Source organism: Pseudomonas sp. ASL8, from assembly GCF_056680355.1.
Genome location: NZ_CM155278.1, coordinates 3,779,177 through 3,794,596 on the forward strand (window position 1 = coordinate 3,779,177; position 15,420 = coordinate 3,794,596).

At 58.6% G+C, this 15,420-nt stretch carries 10 protein-coding genes and 2 pseudogenes; 5 read left to right on the forward strand and 7 right to left on the reverse strand.

Going from position 1 to position 15,420, the window contains the following annotated elements; translation table 11 throughout:
- Positions 1-92: 92 nt before the first annotated feature.
- The 4 genes and pseudogenes from AC1MEA_RS17410 to mfd all read right to left on the reverse strand — a co-directional run.
- A pseudogene (locus AC1MEA_RS17410) lies at positions 93-2,246 on the reverse strand (DEAD/DEAH box helicase); the annotation flags it as partial.
- A 32-nt stretch (positions 2,247-2,278) separates the two neighbouring features.
- Positions 2,279-2,792, reverse strand: a pseudogene (locus AC1MEA_RS17415) (SWIM zinc finger family protein); the annotation flags it as partial.
- A gap of 67 nt (positions 2,793-2,859) precedes the next feature.
- Entirely contained in the window at positions 2,860-3,384 is a 525-nt protein-coding gene (locus AC1MEA_RS17420; protein ID WP_480416907.1) for a CsiV family protein, read from the reverse strand.
- A 10-nt stretch (positions 3,385-3,394) separates the two neighbouring features.
- Positions 3,395-6,847, reverse strand: a complete 3,453-nt coding sequence (gene mfd / locus AC1MEA_RS17425) for a transcription-repair coupling factor (RefSeq protein ID WP_219063176.1) — start codon at positions 6,845-6,847, stop codon at positions 3,395-3,397.
- Positions 6,848-7,016: 169 nt separating this feature from the next.
- Here mfd and AC1MEA_RS17430 point away from each other — a divergent pair, with 169 nt between their 5' ends.
- Entirely contained in the window at positions 7,017-8,480 is a 1,464-nt protein-coding gene (locus AC1MEA_RS17430) for a glyceraldehyde-3-phosphate dehydrogenase (RefSeq protein ID WP_219063175.1), read from the forward strand.
- Positions 8,481-8,597: 117 nt separating this feature from the next.
- Here AC1MEA_RS17430 and AC1MEA_RS17435 read toward each other — a convergent pair whose 3' ends face one another.
- On the reverse strand, positions 8,598-9,158 hold the full coding sequence (locus AC1MEA_RS17435; protein WP_480416908.1) for a chalcone isomerase family protein: 561 nt from the start codon (positions 9,156-9,158) through the stop codon (positions 8,598-8,600).
- A gap of 141 nt (positions 9,159-9,299) precedes the next feature.
- Between AC1MEA_RS17435 and AC1MEA_RS17440 the strand changes: the two genes are divergently transcribed.
- Both AC1MEA_RS17440 and sthA read left to right on the forward strand, forming a co-directional pair.
- Positions 9,300-10,295: an FAD:protein FMN transferase gene (locus tag AC1MEA_RS17440; RefSeq protein ID WP_480416909.1), complete on the forward strand. Its 996-nt coding sequence runs from the start codon at positions 9,300-9,302 to the stop codon at positions 10,293-10,295.
- A gap of 196 nt (positions 10,296-10,491) precedes the next feature.
- On the forward strand, positions 10,492-11,886 hold the full coding sequence (gene sthA / locus AC1MEA_RS17445; RefSeq protein WP_219063172.1) for a Si-specific NAD(P)(+) transhydrogenase: 1,395 nt from the start codon (positions 10,492-10,494) through the stop codon (positions 11,884-11,886).
- A 42-nt stretch (positions 11,887-11,928) separates the two neighbouring features.
- Here the strand turns inward: sthA and AC1MEA_RS17450 are convergent, their stop codons facing one another.
- Positions 11,929-12,651 carry a glycerophosphodiester phosphodiesterase gene (locus AC1MEA_RS17450; RefSeq protein WP_480416910.1) on the reverse strand — a complete coding sequence of 241 codons (723 nt, stop codon included), beginning with the start codon at positions 12,649-12,651 and terminating at the stop codon, positions 11,929-11,931.
- A gap of 95 nt (positions 12,652-12,746) precedes the next feature.
- Entirely contained in the window at positions 12,747-13,334 is a 588-nt protein-coding gene (locus tag AC1MEA_RS17455; RefSeq protein ID WP_480416911.1) for a PilZ domain-containing protein, read from the reverse strand.
- A 93-nt stretch (positions 13,335-13,427) separates the two neighbouring features.
- Between AC1MEA_RS17455 and AC1MEA_RS17460 the strand changes: the two genes are divergently transcribed.
- The gene (locus AC1MEA_RS17460) at positions 13,428-14,678 is read left to right on the forward strand and encodes a lipoprotein-releasing ABC transporter permease subunit (RefSeq protein WP_480416912.1); all 1,251 of its coding nucleotides are present in this window, start codon (positions 13,428-13,430) and stop codon (positions 14,676-14,678) included.
- A 7-nt stretch (positions 14,679-14,685) separates the two neighbouring features.
- Positions 14,686-15,369 carry a lipoprotein-releasing ABC transporter ATP-binding protein LolD gene (lolD, locus tag AC1MEA_RS17465; protein WP_219063168.1) on the forward strand — a complete coding sequence of 228 codons (684 nt, stop codon included), beginning with the start codon at positions 14,686-14,688 and terminating at the stop codon, positions 15,367-15,369.
- The last annotated feature ends 51 nt before the right edge of the window (positions 15,370-15,420 follow it).

The following is a 15,420-nucleotide window of genomic DNA, read 5'->3' on the forward strand; positions in this document are numbered from 1 at the left end:
AGTCGGGCATGCCGCCATCGCGGGCAAGCCCGCTCCTGCATCTATGGTTACCCCGCGTACCTGGGGGCAACCATTTCATTAGGGTGTCTGACTCAATGCTTTATTTTTTTGACCGGCGCTGGCAATGGCGCGAACAGGGCGGCGATGTCTTCGCTTCCCAACTTCCAGTCACCTGCGGTCCTGCCATCCAGTACGCCTGACGCCAGCGCTGATTTTTCCTGCTGCAAACGCTGGATTTTCTCTTCCACCGTGCCGCGCGCGATCATCTTGTAGACGAAGACCGGTTTCTCCTGGCCGATGCGGTACGCACGGTCGGTGGCCTGATTTTCGGCTGCCGGGTTCCACCAGGGATCGTAATGGATCACCGTGTCGGCTGCGGTCAGGTTCAGGCCGGTGCCACCGGCTTTGAGGCTGATCAGGAAAACCGGAAGCTTGCCACTCTGGAAGTCCTGTACCGGTGTGCGGCGGTCTCTGGTTGCCCCGGTTAGCAGCGCGTATTCGATGCCGCGCTGTTTCAGCTCGGCTTCGATCAGGGTCAGCATCGAGGTGAACTGTGAGAACAACAGGATTTTTCGACCTTCGGCCAGCAACTCTTCAAACATTTCCATCAGGCTGTGCAGCTTGGCCGAGCTGCCATGGCGCCCCGTTGCCGGAGCGCTGTTGACCAGCCGTAAATCACAGCAGACCTGACGCAGTTTGAGCAACGCTTCCAGAACGATGATTTGACTGCGACCAACGCCTTTGCGGGCGATTTCGTCGCGTACCTTCTTGTCCATGGCCAGGCGTACCGTCTCATACACGTCGCGCTGGGCGTCGTTGAGCTCGACCCAATGGATGATTTCGGTCTTGGGCGGCAGTTCGGTGGCGACCTGCTCTTTGGTGCGGCGCAGGAGGAAGGGCTTGATCCGCGCATTCAAGTGCTGCAAGCGTTCTTCGTTGCCCTGCTTCTCGATGGCGGTGCGGTAGTTGCTGTTGAACTGCTTGCTGTCGCCCAGCCAGCCTGGCATCAGGAAGTGGAATAGCGACCAGAGTTCGCCCAGATGATTTTCCAACGGCGTACCGCTCAGGCACAGGCGCTGACGGGCGTTTAGGCTGCGCGCGGCCTCAGCGGCCTTGCTGTTGGGGTTCTTGATGTACTGCGCTTCGTCGAGGATCAGCACATGCAGCGGCTGCTGCGCCAACAACTCGACGTCACGCGGCAGCAGCGCATAGGTGGTGAGGATCAGGTCGTAATCCTGCAGGTTGGCGAAATCCTGGCGCCTGCCTGGCCCATACAACGCCAATACACGTAGTTGAGGGGTGAAACGTTCGGCTTCATCCATCCAGTTGGGAATCAGGCTGGTGGGCATCACGGCCAGGGACGGGCGATCAATGCGACCGGCCTGCTTTTCCACCAGCAGGTGGGCCAGGGTTTGCAGGGTTTTGCCCAGGCCCATGTCATCGGCCAGGATGCCGCCAACTTCCAGCTCGCGCAGCGATTGCATCCAGCTCAAGCCTTCGAGCTGATAGGGTCGCAGGGTTGCATTCAAACCGTCGGGTACGGTCACTGAAAAATTCTTGATGTCCGCCAGGCGCTCGCCGAATTGACGCAGGCGTTCGCCGCCTTCCCAGGTCAGCGGCATATCGTCCAGCTGGGTCAGGCGTGCGGCGTCTGCGGTATTGAGGCGCAGGGCGTTATTGCCGTCGTCGCGCCAATAGAAGTCACCCAGGGTTGCCAGCACGGGTTTTAGACGGCCGTAGGGCAGGGCGACCTGGATCGGGCCGCCACCTCGCTGGGTGAAGTGATTGAGCTGGACCAAGAGTTGCTCATCGTCCCGGCGCTTGGCGATCCCGGCCGGGCTCATCAGTTCGGGGTGGCTGCGCAGTAGATTGATCAGAATCGGCAGCAGGCTCAGGCGCTCACCATTGACGATGATACCCAGTTCCAGGTCGAACCAGTCGCGCTCTGGCTGCTCATTGATGACCGCGTACCAGTCGTCTACAGGCGTGACGTCAAACGCGAAATCTTCCGCGACGTCGATCTCCCAGCCTTGCTCACGCAGCTGTGGCAAGTCGTGGGTCATGAAGTTCAGCCAGGCCTTGTCGCTCGGCAGTTCGAACATGTCCCCGGCGCTGTCGGGCAAGGCCTTGCTTTGCCGGGTCGCCAGCCTGAAACCGAGGTCCTGGATGATCTGTCGCCAGTGCTTTTCTGCCTCCGGATAGCGGCGTATGCGCACGGTTTCAGTGTCGAAGTGTTCCAGGACGTCGGTGGTTTTGCTCCCTGTCGCGTAATGCTCGCCGTAGCCAAACGCCAGCGCGGCGCGATGCTGGATATGACGTTGCATACGGCCATTGCGTGGTTCGTAAGCGCTGAACTCGAAGCTGGCAAGAATCAGCCGAGGCACAGGTTGGGTGTCTATCAAGCGTTCAGGCAATGCGGGCTTGGGCTCGGCTCGTGCTGGCGCAGGCGCAGGCGTACGGTCTGGCGCACCCAGCGCGGCGAGGATCGAGGCCTTGTTTTCCGGGTCCTGCAGAAAGAAAAGAGCAGCGGCGCAATGTTTGCAATTGTTGCGCACGGGGCAGGTGCATTTACACACCACGAATTGCTTATGCTCGGCCGGGTCCTTGAAAGTGAGGGTTTGCGTGTAGATTTCCAGACTCGAGCCTCTGCACACCGTCCTGACCAGCTCGGGACTCAGGTGCTGCAACTTGATGCGTTGCTGCTGGGCATAGTCGCGCCCTCGCTCAAGGCTTTGAGCTTTGAAGACTTGTGCCCACGAAGAGGCTAGAACTTTTTCAAGAATGGACGACACAGTTCAGTACAGCCCGACGCCGCAGCGATGCTCAAAGGGCAAGGAGCGCAACGCGCTCCCTGGATGCTTAAAGAGGTGAAACCTTGATCAGCATGGCCAGGCTGCCATTGTCCATATAGGTCAATTCGCCATTCTTCACCCGGGTCGTCTGGGTCATTCGCTCGCTGGTGCGCACCACACCATAGGCATCGAGCTGATTGACCCAAAAGTCTGCAGTGATATCGGTAAACCGCGCCAGGCTCAAGGTGACGGTGCCCTCAATGGGAAAGTGACCGAACTGCTCCTGACCACTGCTGACCGCCATTTTGCTCGGGTCAGCGCTCAGATTCTGCTGCCAGGCCCGATGCAGCAGCACGTTGTAGTTGCCGCTGGCGTCCAGCTTACTGGCCATTCCGGTCAGCGCCGGGCTGCGTTCATTTTCGGGGCTGATTTTCTGCGCCCCGGCGGCCCAGGCTTCGGGGGCGGGCTGGTTGGTCGTGGCGGGTTGGCCAATCTGCCGGAACAGGATCATTTCGACCTGATACAGGCCGTCGGCAAACGCTGCCGGTGCGACCAGTGTCAGCAGCAGAATCAATGAGTGGAGCACACGCATGGGTGAATCCTTAAGCCGTTTTTGGAGTCAGGCGCTCGAACAGCGCTTCTAAAATATTGAATCGCTCTTCCGGGCGCTCCATCGGCACCATGAACTTGAACAGCGTGGCACCCTCGAATTTGTAGCGGTTGGGCTGGCCCTGAATCAGCTTGATCAGCACCAGCGGATCAACTTGGGTATCGGCGCTGAATTCAATTCGTCCACCCTGCGGTCCGGCGTCGACTTTTTTGATGCCTAGCTGCTCGGCCTGCAATTTGAGCAGTGTCAGGCGCACCAGGTTTTTGGTCGGCTCGGGCAACAGGCCGAAGCGGTCGATCATCTCGACCTGGAGGTCCTTGAGGCCCTCTTCGTCGGCGGCATTGGCGATGCGTTTGTACAGAATCAGGCGCGTATGCACATCGGGCAGGTAGGCTTCGGGGATCAACGCTGGCAAGCGCAGGTTGATTTCCGGGCCGCCGCCCAGGGGTTGGTCGAGGTTTGGCTGTTCGCCCTTGCGAATGGCCTTGACCGCGCGTTCAAGCATTTCCATGTACAGGGTGAAGCCCACGGCCTGGATCTGCCCGCTCTGCCCGTCGCCCAGCAGTTCGCCAGCACCACGGATCTCCAGATCGTTGGTCGCGAGCACGAAGCCCGCGCCGAGGTCCTGGGTGTTGGCGATGGCTTCCAGGCGCTTCTCGGCATCCGGGGTGATCTGTTTCCGGGGCGGGGTCAGCAGGTAGGCGTAAGCCTGGTGGTGACTGCGGCCGACCCGACCACGTAATTGGTGCAGTTGAGCCAGACCGAATTTGTCGGCACGTTCGATGATGATGGTGTTCGCGCTGGGCACGTCAATGCCCGTCTCGATGATGGTCGAGGCGATCAGCACGTTGAAGCGCTTATGATAGAAGTCGCTCATCACCTGTTCGAGATCGCGTTCGCGCATCTGTCCATGACCGATGCCGATACGGGCTTCAGGCACCAGTTCGGCCAGGTCGGCGGCGCATTTCTCGATGGTTTTCACGTCGTTGTGCAGGTAATAAACCTGGCCACCACGCAGCAGTTCCCGGAGCAGTGCTTCCTTGACCGTGCTTTTGTTCTCTTCCATGACGAAGGTGCGCACGGACAGGCGGCGCGCTGGCGGTGTGGCGATGATCGACAGGTCGCGCATGCCCGATACGGCCATGTTCAGCGTGCGCGGGATCGGGGTCGCGGTCAGGGTGAGGATATCGACTTCACTGCGCAGGGCCTTGAGTTGCTCCTTCTGACGCACGCCGAAACGGTGCTCTTCGTCGATGATGACCAGGCCCAGATTCTTGATCTTCACATCGTCCTGCAGCAGTTTGTGCGTGCCGATGACGATATCAATCTTGCCTTCTGCCAGGTCCGCGACTGCCGCGTTGATTTCCTTGGCAGACTTGAAGCGGCTCATGACTTCCACGCTCACCGGCCAATCGGCAAAGCGATCGCGGAAGCTGTTGTAGTGCTGCTGGGCGAGGAGGGTGGTCGGCACCAGGATCGCGACCTGACGTCCGCCATGTACGGCAATAAAGGCTGCGCGCATTGCCACTTCGGTTTTGCCGAAGCCCACATCGCCGCACACCAGGCGGTCCATCGGCTTGGGCGCGAGCATGTCGGCACGCACGGCATCGATGGTGGTTTGCTGGTCCGGGGTCTCTTCGAACGGGAAGCCGGCGCTGAACGTCGCATAGTCGGCTTTCGGGTCGGCGAAGGCATACCCTTCACGGGCGGCACGTCGTGCGTAGATGTCCAATAGCTCGGCGGCGACATCACGTACTTGCTCGGCCGCTTTGCGTTTGGCTTTCTGCCAGGTTTCCGAACCCAGTCGGTGTAGCGGCGCAAGGGCGTCATCGCTGCCGGTGTAACGGGCGATCAAGTGCAGGTTGGCGACCGGGACGTACAGCTTGGCGTCTTCGGCGTAGGCCAACATCAGGAATTCGGCGACCTGATTCTCCACTTCCAGCGTCGCCAGGCCCAGGTAGCGGCCGACGCCATGGTCGATATGCACCACGGGCGCGCCTTCGCGCAGTTCAGTAAGGTTTTTGATGACTGCGTCATTGTTGCCGCCGTCGGTGCGTTTTTCCCGACGTCGACGCTGCATGACCCGCTGACCGAACAGTGGGCTTTCGGCCACCAGCGCCAGAGACGGGTCCTCAATCAGAAGACCCTCATCGAGTGGCGCAATGGTGATCGACAGGCGTTCGCTGCCACTGACGAAGTCCGGCCAGCTGTCCACGGTTTTCGGTCGCAGTTTCAGGCGCTCAAGCAGTTCCAGCAGGACTTCCCGGCGCCCGGCGGATTCTGCGGTGAACAGCACGCGCCCTGGGAATCCTTCGAGAAATGTCGACAGCGCCGCCAACGGTTGTGTGGCCTTGGATTCAATCGCCAGATTCGGTAACGGCAGCGCCGGGAAGCGTTCGCGGCCAACACCAGGTTCGACGTCCTGCTGGCTGACAACCACGCGAGGCCAGCTTTTCAGGCGAGCGAAGCAGTCTTCTACCGGCAAGAACAATTCATTGGGCGGTAATAACGGACGCTCAGGGTCGACGCGCCGCTCTTCATAACGGTTGCGGACGTCGTTCCAGAAATTTTCCGCCGCTTGTTCGATGCCGGGCAGCGAGAACACCTGGGTGTCCTGGGGCAGGTAATCGAACAGGGTGGAGGTTTCGTCAAAGAACAACGGCAGGTAGTACTCGATGCCGGCCGGTGTGATGCCGCTGCTCAGGTCCTGAAAGATCGGGCAGCGACGGAAGTCCACGTCGAAGCGCTCGCGAAAGCGGGCCTTGAAGCGGGTCACGGCATCTTTTTGCAGCGGAAACTCTCGCGCCGGCAGCAGGCGAACCGATTCGACTTTGTCGATGGAACGCTGGTTTTCCGGGTCGAAGGTGCGCAGGGTTTCGATTTCGTCGTCGAACAGGTCGATCCGGTACGGCAGTTTGCTGCCCATCGGGAACAGATCGATCAGGGCGCCACGGACCGCGAACTCGCCGTGCTCATACACCGTGTCGACGCAGCGATAGCCGCTGGCTTCAAGCCGGGTACGCATCTGCTCGACATCAAGCTTCTGGCCGATGTCCAGCACCAGGCTGCTGCCGAGCAGGAATTTGGTGGGTGCCAGTCTGTGTAGCGCCGTCGTGATGGGTACTACCAAAACGCCATGCGCGAGTTCCGGCAACCGATAAAGGCTGGCGATGCGCTGGGAAATGATGTCCTGGTGCGGCGAGAACAAATCGTAGGGCAGGGTTTCCCAATCCGGAAAATGCAGAACCGGCAGCGTAGGCGCAAAGAAGCTAAGCTCTTGTTCAAGGCGCTCGGCACTCTGGCTGTCGGCGGTCAACAGCAGCGTGAAGCGCTTGGCGGCGCTGGCAGCCTCGGCAATAGCCAGGCTCAGGGCGGCACCAGGCAAGTTGCCCCAGTGCTGTTTACCTGCAGCGGCAGGGAGTAGCGGTAGGCGCAGGACAGGCACGGGAGGTTGAGCTCCAAGCGTTACAACAGGGGTTGCGATTGTAACGGGCGGAGGCAGGCGCTGTCAGTTTTCAGCGCGCCGGAAAATGCAGTGCCGTGTAATCTGATAGCCGTGCATTGCTCATAAACAAAGGCGGCGGCATAATGTAGCCCCTTTTTTCAGCCCCTACATGTGGAAGGTTCCCGTGACTCAGAAGCCCGACCAGTGTCTTGGTGAATGGATCGATCGTGAAGCCCTCGCCGAGGCGATGATCCCCCTCATCGGTCAGCTCTACCGCAATAACAATGTGGTGAGCTCGATCTATGGCCGCAGTCTGATCAACCGTTCAGTCATCGCGATTCTCAAAGCCCATCGCTTTGCTCGTCATCGCCAGGCCGATGGCAGTGAGCTGTCCGTACACGAAACATTCCCGCTTATCAAAGCCATGAGCGAACTCAAACTGGGTGCCGCTTCGGTGGACCTGGGCAAGTTGGCCGTGAAATTCAAGGCAGAAGGCCAAGGCCTTACTGCTGAGCAGTTCGTGCGTGCAGAGCTGGCCGATGTCGTCGGTCAACAAAGCGCCACTGCTCGTAAAGGCAAGGACGTCGTGCTGTACGGTTTCGGCCGGATCGGTCGCCTGCTGGCGCGGATTCTGATCGAGAAAACCGGTGGGGGCGATGGCCTGCGTCTGCGCGCCATTGTCGTGCGCAAAGGCGCCGACAATGACCTGGTCAAACGTGCCAGTCTGCTACGTCGTGACTCGGTACATGGCCCGTTCAATGGCACCATCACTATCGATGAAGCCAACAGCACCATCACCGCCAACGGCAACATGATCAAGGTGATCTACGCGAAGAACCCGACCGAGGTGGATTACACCCAGTACGGCATCAAGGACGCATTGCTGGTGGATAACACCGGCGTATGGCGTGATGCCGAGGGTCTGGGCCAGCATTTGACCTGCGCAGGTATCGAGCGTGTGGTTCTCACCGCGCCAGGCAAAGGCAAGCTGAAGAATATCGTGCATGGCATCAACCATGACCAGATCACGGCTGAAGACCTGATCGTTTCGGCGGCGTCCTGCACCACCAACGCCATCGTGCCGGTGTTGAAGGCCGTCAACGACAAGTTCGGTATCGTCAATGGTCACGTTGAAACGGTTCATTCGTACACCAACGACCAGAACCTGATCGACAACTTCCACAAGGGTGATCGTCGTGGCCGTAGCGCTGCGTTGAACATGGTTATCACTGAAACCGGTGCTGCTACCGCCGCTGCCAAGGCCCTGCCTGAACTGGCTGGCAAGCTGACCGGCAACGCGATCCGTGTTCCAACTCCAAACGTGTCCATGGCTATTCTCAATCTGACCCTTGAGAAGCCAACCAGCCGCGACGAAATCAACGAGTACCTGCGCTACATGGCCATGCACTCGGACCTGCACAAGCAGATCGATTTCGTGCATTCGCAGGAGGTGGTATCCACTGACTTCGTGGGTTCGCGTCACGCCGGTGTAGTGGATGCTGAAGCGACCATCTGCAATGACAACCGTGTTGTTCTGTATGTCTGGTACGACAACGAATTCGGTTACAGCTGCCAGGTTGTTCGCGTGATGGAAGACATGTCCGGGGTCAACCCGCCTGCTTTCCCGCGTTAAGTAACCGCTAGGCCAAGTAACAGGTTGAAAAGTGCCCCGACTCAGTTCGGGGCATTTTTTTGGACGCGATTTGGCTATCTGGTATTAACGCGCTGATACGAAGCGCTGCAGCCTTGTTCAATTCTGCGTGAGCAAGGCTTCTCGCAAGTCGTCTGATACCCCCTGAGTCCCCAGCCAGATCGAGAAATATACCTGGGCCAATTCGTGGTCCAGGCTGCTGAAGATGACCTTGTTGTTGCACTCCATTTTCAGCCCTTGGCCGGGCTGCCAGGTCAAGGCGTACCGATCTCCGTGACGAATACTCTGGATGCTCTGGCTGAGCTGATCCAGTTGTGGCTGCAGGCGGGCGAGGGTTGCTTTGTTTTGCTGGCGTTCGAGTGTTGCACTGGCGGCTTTGATCACGTCCTGACGATCAATGTCGCGAAAATAATACAATTCGAGGCGCTGCGTTTTTTGGGCGGACACCGCCTGTTGGGCGCTGGTCGAAGGTTCAGCAAACAGGGCGGCAGCGTAAACGTCGACCCATAAATACGTCAGTACTGCCTGGCTCTTGCGCTCAAGCGCAGGTGAGTGGTCGCTGAGTTGCGCGGGGAAGTTTGCTTCCTTGAGGCGCTCTGCCTGATTAGCCAGTGCCAATGGACTGAATATCAGCAGCAGGTAAATCATCAGATGTCGCATAATGGCCGCGCTTCGTTGAATGCCTACTGACAGGTTAAGTCAATTTTTGCTCGATGCCGGGCTTGCGAGCAATAAATGTGTTTCGATTTGATAGCGGAGTCACGCGCGTTCAAGTGCAGCGTTAGGCTCATCAGGCGTTGTATGCCTGTACTGCTGATGGGTTCCATGACCGCGTGCGGCTCGGGTGACGGTCTGGAAAGTTTTGGCGGTCCGACTATGGGCAGTACGTATTCGGTGAAATACGTGCGCGGCCCCTCCGGGCCAGACATTGCGCACGTTCAGCCGGAGGTGGAAGCGATTCTGGCTGAAGTCGATCAGCAGATGTCGACCTACCGCAGTGATTCGGACATTGAGCGGTTCAATGGGCTGCCAGCGGACAGTTGTCAGTCGATGCCCGCAGGGGTGTTGGCGTTGGTGCGGGTGGGCGAGCAATTGTCCATCGACAGCCAGGGCTCATATGACCTGACGGTGGAACCCTTGCTCGATTTGTGGGGTTTTGGCCCGCAGGCCCGGGTCGAACACGTGCCGACGGCCGAGCAATTGGCCTTGGTACGCCAGCGGGTGGGGCATGACCACTTGCGCATCGACGGCGACCAGTTGTGCAAGGATGCCCCGGTCCAGGTGGACTTCAATAGCATCGCAGCCGGTTATGCGGTGGACCGCATCAGCGCTCGGATGCAGGCGTTGGGTATCCGCAGTTTTTTGGTCGAGGCGACAGGTGAGCTCAAGGCCGTGGGCAAAAAAGCCGATGGGTCGCCTTGGCGTGTTGCACTCGAAGCGCCCCGAGATGATCAGCAGATTGCCGAAAAAATTATCGAACTCGATGGCTATGGTGTTTCAACATCTGGCGACTACCGTAATTATTTCGAGCAAGACGGACGGCGTTATTCCCATACCTTTGATGCGCTGATGGGTGCGCCCATTGATCACGCACTGGCATCGGTCACGGTCATCGATCGGTCGGCATTGATGGCCGATGGATTTTCTACCTTACTCCTGATTCTCGGCCCGGAACGGGGTTGGGCTTTCGCTGAAGAGCATGAAATTGCCGCTTTTTTTGTGATTCGTGTCGACAAGCGTTTTATCATCCGCAGCAATTCGGCGTTCGACAGGCTGTTTTCCGATAAATCGCAGTAGCCCGACAGCGATTTATCGACCTTGTGTGCGATGTAGTGCAGACAGTATTGGCCTACGACGCGACCAAGGGTTAATGTTCGCCGCTTCCGCGCTTGGTTAGACTGCGCCCCTGTTTCGATCCTTCATGCCGCTGGCCGCGGCATGATTTAGCCAGAGACGCCAGAGTGGCGCCTCGGCCTGTTCTAAAGGAGTACGCATGGCTGTCTACAACTACGACGTAGTGGTGCTGGGTTCAGGCCCGGCGGGAGAAGGCGCGGCGATGAACGCCGCTAAAGCAGGACGCAAAGTAGCGATGGTCGATAGCCGTCGTCAGGTCGGCGGCAACTGCACTCACCTGGGCACCATCCCGTCCAAGGCGCTGCGTCACTCGGTCAAGCAAATCATGCACTTCAACACCAACCCTATGTTCAGGGCTATTGGTGAGCCGCGCTGGTTCTCGTTCCCGGACGTACTTAAAAACGCTGAAAAAGTCATTGCCAAGCAAGTGACGTCGCGTACCGGCTATTACGCCCGTAACCGTGTCGATGTGTTTTTAGGCACGGGCAGTTTTGCCGACGAGCACAGCATCGACGTGGTATGCCCCAACGGTACGTTGGAAAAGCTGGTGGCCAATCAGATCATCATCGCCACCGGCTCGCGTCCTTATCGCCCGGTCGATATCGATTTCACCCACCAACGAATTTACGATAGCGACACCATCCTCAGCCTCGGGCATACCCCGCGCAAGCTGATCATCTACGGTGCCGGCGTTATCGGTTGCGAATACGCCTCGATCTTCAGCGGTCTTGGTGTGATGGTCGAGCTGGTGGACAACCGTGAGCAACTGCTGAGCTTCCTTGACTCGGAAATCTCTCAGGCGTTGAGCTATCACTTCAGCAACAACAACGTGATGGTTCGCCATAACGAAGAGTACGAGAAGGTCGAAGGCCTGGATCATGGTGTGATCCTGCACCTCAAGTCCGGTAAAAAGATCAAGGCCGACGCCTTGCTCTGGTGTAATGGCCGGACTGGCAACACCGACAAGCTCGGATTGGAAAACGTCGGGATCAAGGCCAACAGCCGTGGTCAGATCGAAGTCGATGAGAGCTACCGGACCAGCGTACCGACCATCTATGGTGCGGGCGATGTGATCGGTTGGCCTAGCCTGGCCAGTGCGGCCTATGACCAGGGTCGTTCAGCGGCGGGCAGCCTTGTCGACAATGGCAGCTGGCGTTTCGTCAACGATGTGCCAACCGGGATCTACACCATTCCGGAGATCAGTTCGATCGGCAAGAATGAACACGAACTGACCCAGGCGAAAATACCGTACGAAGTGGGCAAGGCGTTCTTCAAGGGCATGGCCCGGGCGCAGATCTCCGGCGAGCCGGTCGGCATGCTGAAGATCCTGTTCCACCGCGAGACGCTGCAAGTGCTGGGCGTGCATTGCTTTGGTGACCAGGCGTCAGAGATCGTGCATATCGGTCAGGCGATCATGAACCAGCCGGGCGAGGCCAACACCCTCAAGTACTTCGTCAACACCACGTTTAACTACCCGACCATGGCAGAAGCCTATCGGGTAGCGGCTTACGACGGCCTCAACCGGCTTTTTTGAGCGGCTCCGGCCGGTGGCCTGAGCCGGCCGGGGAGACCGATTTCAGCAATTCCCGAGAGTGGCAGTGGCCAAACCGGGAAAGTCTGTAATCAGGCTATCTACGCCGAAGTCGGCGAGCCTGCGCATCAGCGCGGGTTCGTTGACTGTCCATACCGATACGTGCAATCCCTGACGCTGGGCTTTCTGCAAGCGCTCGGGGGTGCACAGTGTCCAGTTCAACGCCAGAATCTTGCAGTCATAACTTTGCGCGACCTTCAGAGGGTCGAGCCAGGCGTATTCAGCCACCAGTCCGCGTGACAGGTCGGGTGTCAGCTCCAGTGCTGCGCGCAACACTTCCCTCGAACTCGACGTAACGGTGACCTTGTCCAGCAGGCCGTGACGCTGGGCCAATTCCCGAATCGCCAGCACGGTGGTCGCAGCGCGTGTGCGGGATGCGCTTTTGACTTCCAGTTGCCAATGATCGAAGGCGCATTGTTCGAACAATTCTTCCAGACGTGGAATCGGGCAGGGATGAACCCAGCCTGGGCCGCCTTTGCGCGCATCAAAAGTCACCAGGTCCGCAGCGTCCTGCTCGATGATTTTGCCGCGCCGATCCGTGGTGCGTTTTAGCGTCGGGTCATGGATTACCATGAGTTCGCCATCACGGGACAGGTGCAGATCCAGCTCGCAGCGGCGAACGCCGTGCTTGAGGCATTCCTGGAAGCTGGTCAGGGTGTTTTCCGGTGCTTCGCCTTTAGCGCCGCGGTGGCCGTAAATAAGGGTCACGTTTACTCCTTGTGGGTTTTAGCGCTGTTTGTTGCCTAAGCGTCTTCGTTACCTGGGCTCAGAGGTTTTCACGGGATAGCCAGATTTGTCAGGTATCACGTCTCTGAGCCATTGCTTTGCTCTCGCGCCAGGCGGCGTTGCTGGGATTGTCGTTGCAAGATGTAACGGGCGAGCAGCTGTCGCTGGGCATCCGGGAGGTCCTCGAACTCGGTACCAATCTCGAAATTTCCGATTTCGCGAGCGCCGCAGTGCGTGACCTTGGCGTTCATCATCAAGCCCAGTGCTTGTGGCATCAGCACCATCTTGATGGACAGTTTCGTGCCTGCGGGAATCGGCAGCGGATGATGAAACTGCACGCCGCCTTCGGAGAGAATCACCAGCTGTGGCTCGCCTATCTTGCCCAGAACGGTGTGTGCCACGACCTGACCGAGCAAATCGATGCGCTTGTTCAGGGCCTTCAGATAGCTGCCGAGCGCGCGGTCGTTATCACCTAGCTGGCGTAGCAAATGTTGAGACTCGAACTCGCTGACGTGCAGTTCGCTGAGCAGGTTGAACAACGTGGACGTGTCCTGCGCAGGCGTCTGATGGGTCGCGTGGGTGCCGGACAGGTGGTTAATTTCCAGTGCGATCGTGTCCTCGATACGGTAGTATTCGCGGCGATCTTCTTCATTTAATGTCGACATGGCGAACCCATGGTAGCGGCGGTGTTCTGAGTGTAAAGCTGCTCGCTGAGCCCCGCCACAAGGACGTTCCCTTTCCTCCGAACAAGCCCCGACATGTTCAGACCTCTTTTTGTATTTATTGGCACGCGTTATACCCGTGCAAAACGCCGCAATCATTTTGTCTCCTTCATTTCCCTGACGTCGATGATCGGCCTCGCCCTTGGCGTCGTCGTGATGATCGTCGTGTTATCGGTCATGAATGGTTTCGATCATGAGATGCGCACCCGTGTGCTGGGCATGGTGCCCCACGCGACCATCGAGTCCGATCAGCCGATCAGCGACTGGCAAAGCCTGGGCGACAAGGTCAAGGCAAACCCCAAGGTTGTCGCGGTTGCGCCGTTTACCCAGATGCAGGGTTTGCTGACCAGCAACGGTCAGGTGCAGAAGGTGTTGCTCAACGCCATCGATCCGGCGCAGGAGCGCAAAGTTTCGATCATCGATAACTTTATGCTGAAGGGGCGCCTGGATGATCTGGCCCCCGGCAGCTTTGGCATCGTTATCGGCGACAAGGCCGCCACCAAGCTGGGCGTAGGTCTCGGTGACAAACTGACCTTCGTCGCCCCGGAAGTGACCGTTACCCCCGCCGGAATATTTCCGCGGATGAAGCGTTTTACTGTCGTTGGCATCTTTCATGTCGGCGCTGGCGAGCTGGACGGCTACCTCGGCTTGACCAATCTCACCGATCTGGCGCGTCTGCATCGCTGGAAACCGGATCAGGTGCAAGGGCTGCGTCTGAAGTTCGACGACCTGTTCGAGGCACCCCGCGTATCGTGGGAAATCGCGCAGAGGTTGGGTGATCATAATTTCTATGCCCGTGACTGGACCCGGACGCAGGGCAATTTGTATCAGGCGATCCGTATGGAAAAAGCCATGATCGGCTTGCTGTTGTTGCTCATCGTTGCGGTCGCTGCCTTCAATATCATTTCCACGCTGGTGATGGTGGTCAACGACAAGAAAGGCGATATCGCGATCCTGCGCACCTTGGGCGCTACACCCGGGCAGATCATGGCGATCTTCATGGTGCAGGGCACGGTCATTGGTGTGGTCGGGACGCTGATCGGCGCTGTGGTGGGGATTTTCGCCGCGCTCAATGTCAGTGCTGCGATCTCCGCGCTGGAAGGTTTGCTCGGGCACAAGTTTCTCAATGCGGACGTCTACTTCATCGACTACCTGCCGTCGCAATTGATGGCCGAAGACGTGCTGCTGGTCTGCGGTGCCGCATTGATTCTGAGTTTTCTCGCCACCCTGTATCCAGCCTGGCGTGCTGCGCGCACCCAGCCTGCGGAGGCGCTACGTTATGAGTGAGTCGGGCATGAGTGATAAAGCAGTACTGAGTTGCCGCAATCTGGGCAAATCCTACGAGGAAGGCCCGGAGTCAGTGGTGGTCCTTTCGGGCTTGCAACTGGAGTTGCACCCCGGCGAGCGCGTCGCCATTGTCGGCAGTTCGGGTTCCGGTAAAAGTACCTTGCTCAATCTGCTTGGCGGTCTGGATACGCCTTCGCAAGGCAGCGTTTGGCTGGCGGGTGAAGAATTGTCGGCGTTGGGCGAAAAAGCCCGGGGTCTGTTGCGTAACCGGGCGCTGGGGTTTGTGTATCAATTCCACCACCTGTTGCCTGAGTTCACCGCTCTGGAGAACGTCTGCATGCCGCTGTTGATCGGCCGTACGGCGATCCCGGAAGCCCGTCAGCGTGCTACCGAGTTGCTGCAGCGGGTAGGGCTGGGGCATCGACTGGCGCATAAACCATCGGAATTGTCTGGTGGCGAGCGTCAGCGCGTGGCAATTGCCCGGGCGCTGGTCAACCGGCCGGGACTGGTGATGCTCGACGAGCCCACCGGTAACCTCGATCATCACACGGCGCAGGGCATTCAGGATTTGATGCTGGAGCTCAGTACCTCATCGCAAACGGCGTTTCTGGTCGTGACCCACGACATGGCTCTGGCCCGGCAGATGGATCGAGTGTTGCGCCTCGAAGATGGTCATTTGGTCGCTGATTGATTCAATCAACCCGGCGCCGGTTGTCACGGCGTCGGGGTTTTCATTTTTTCT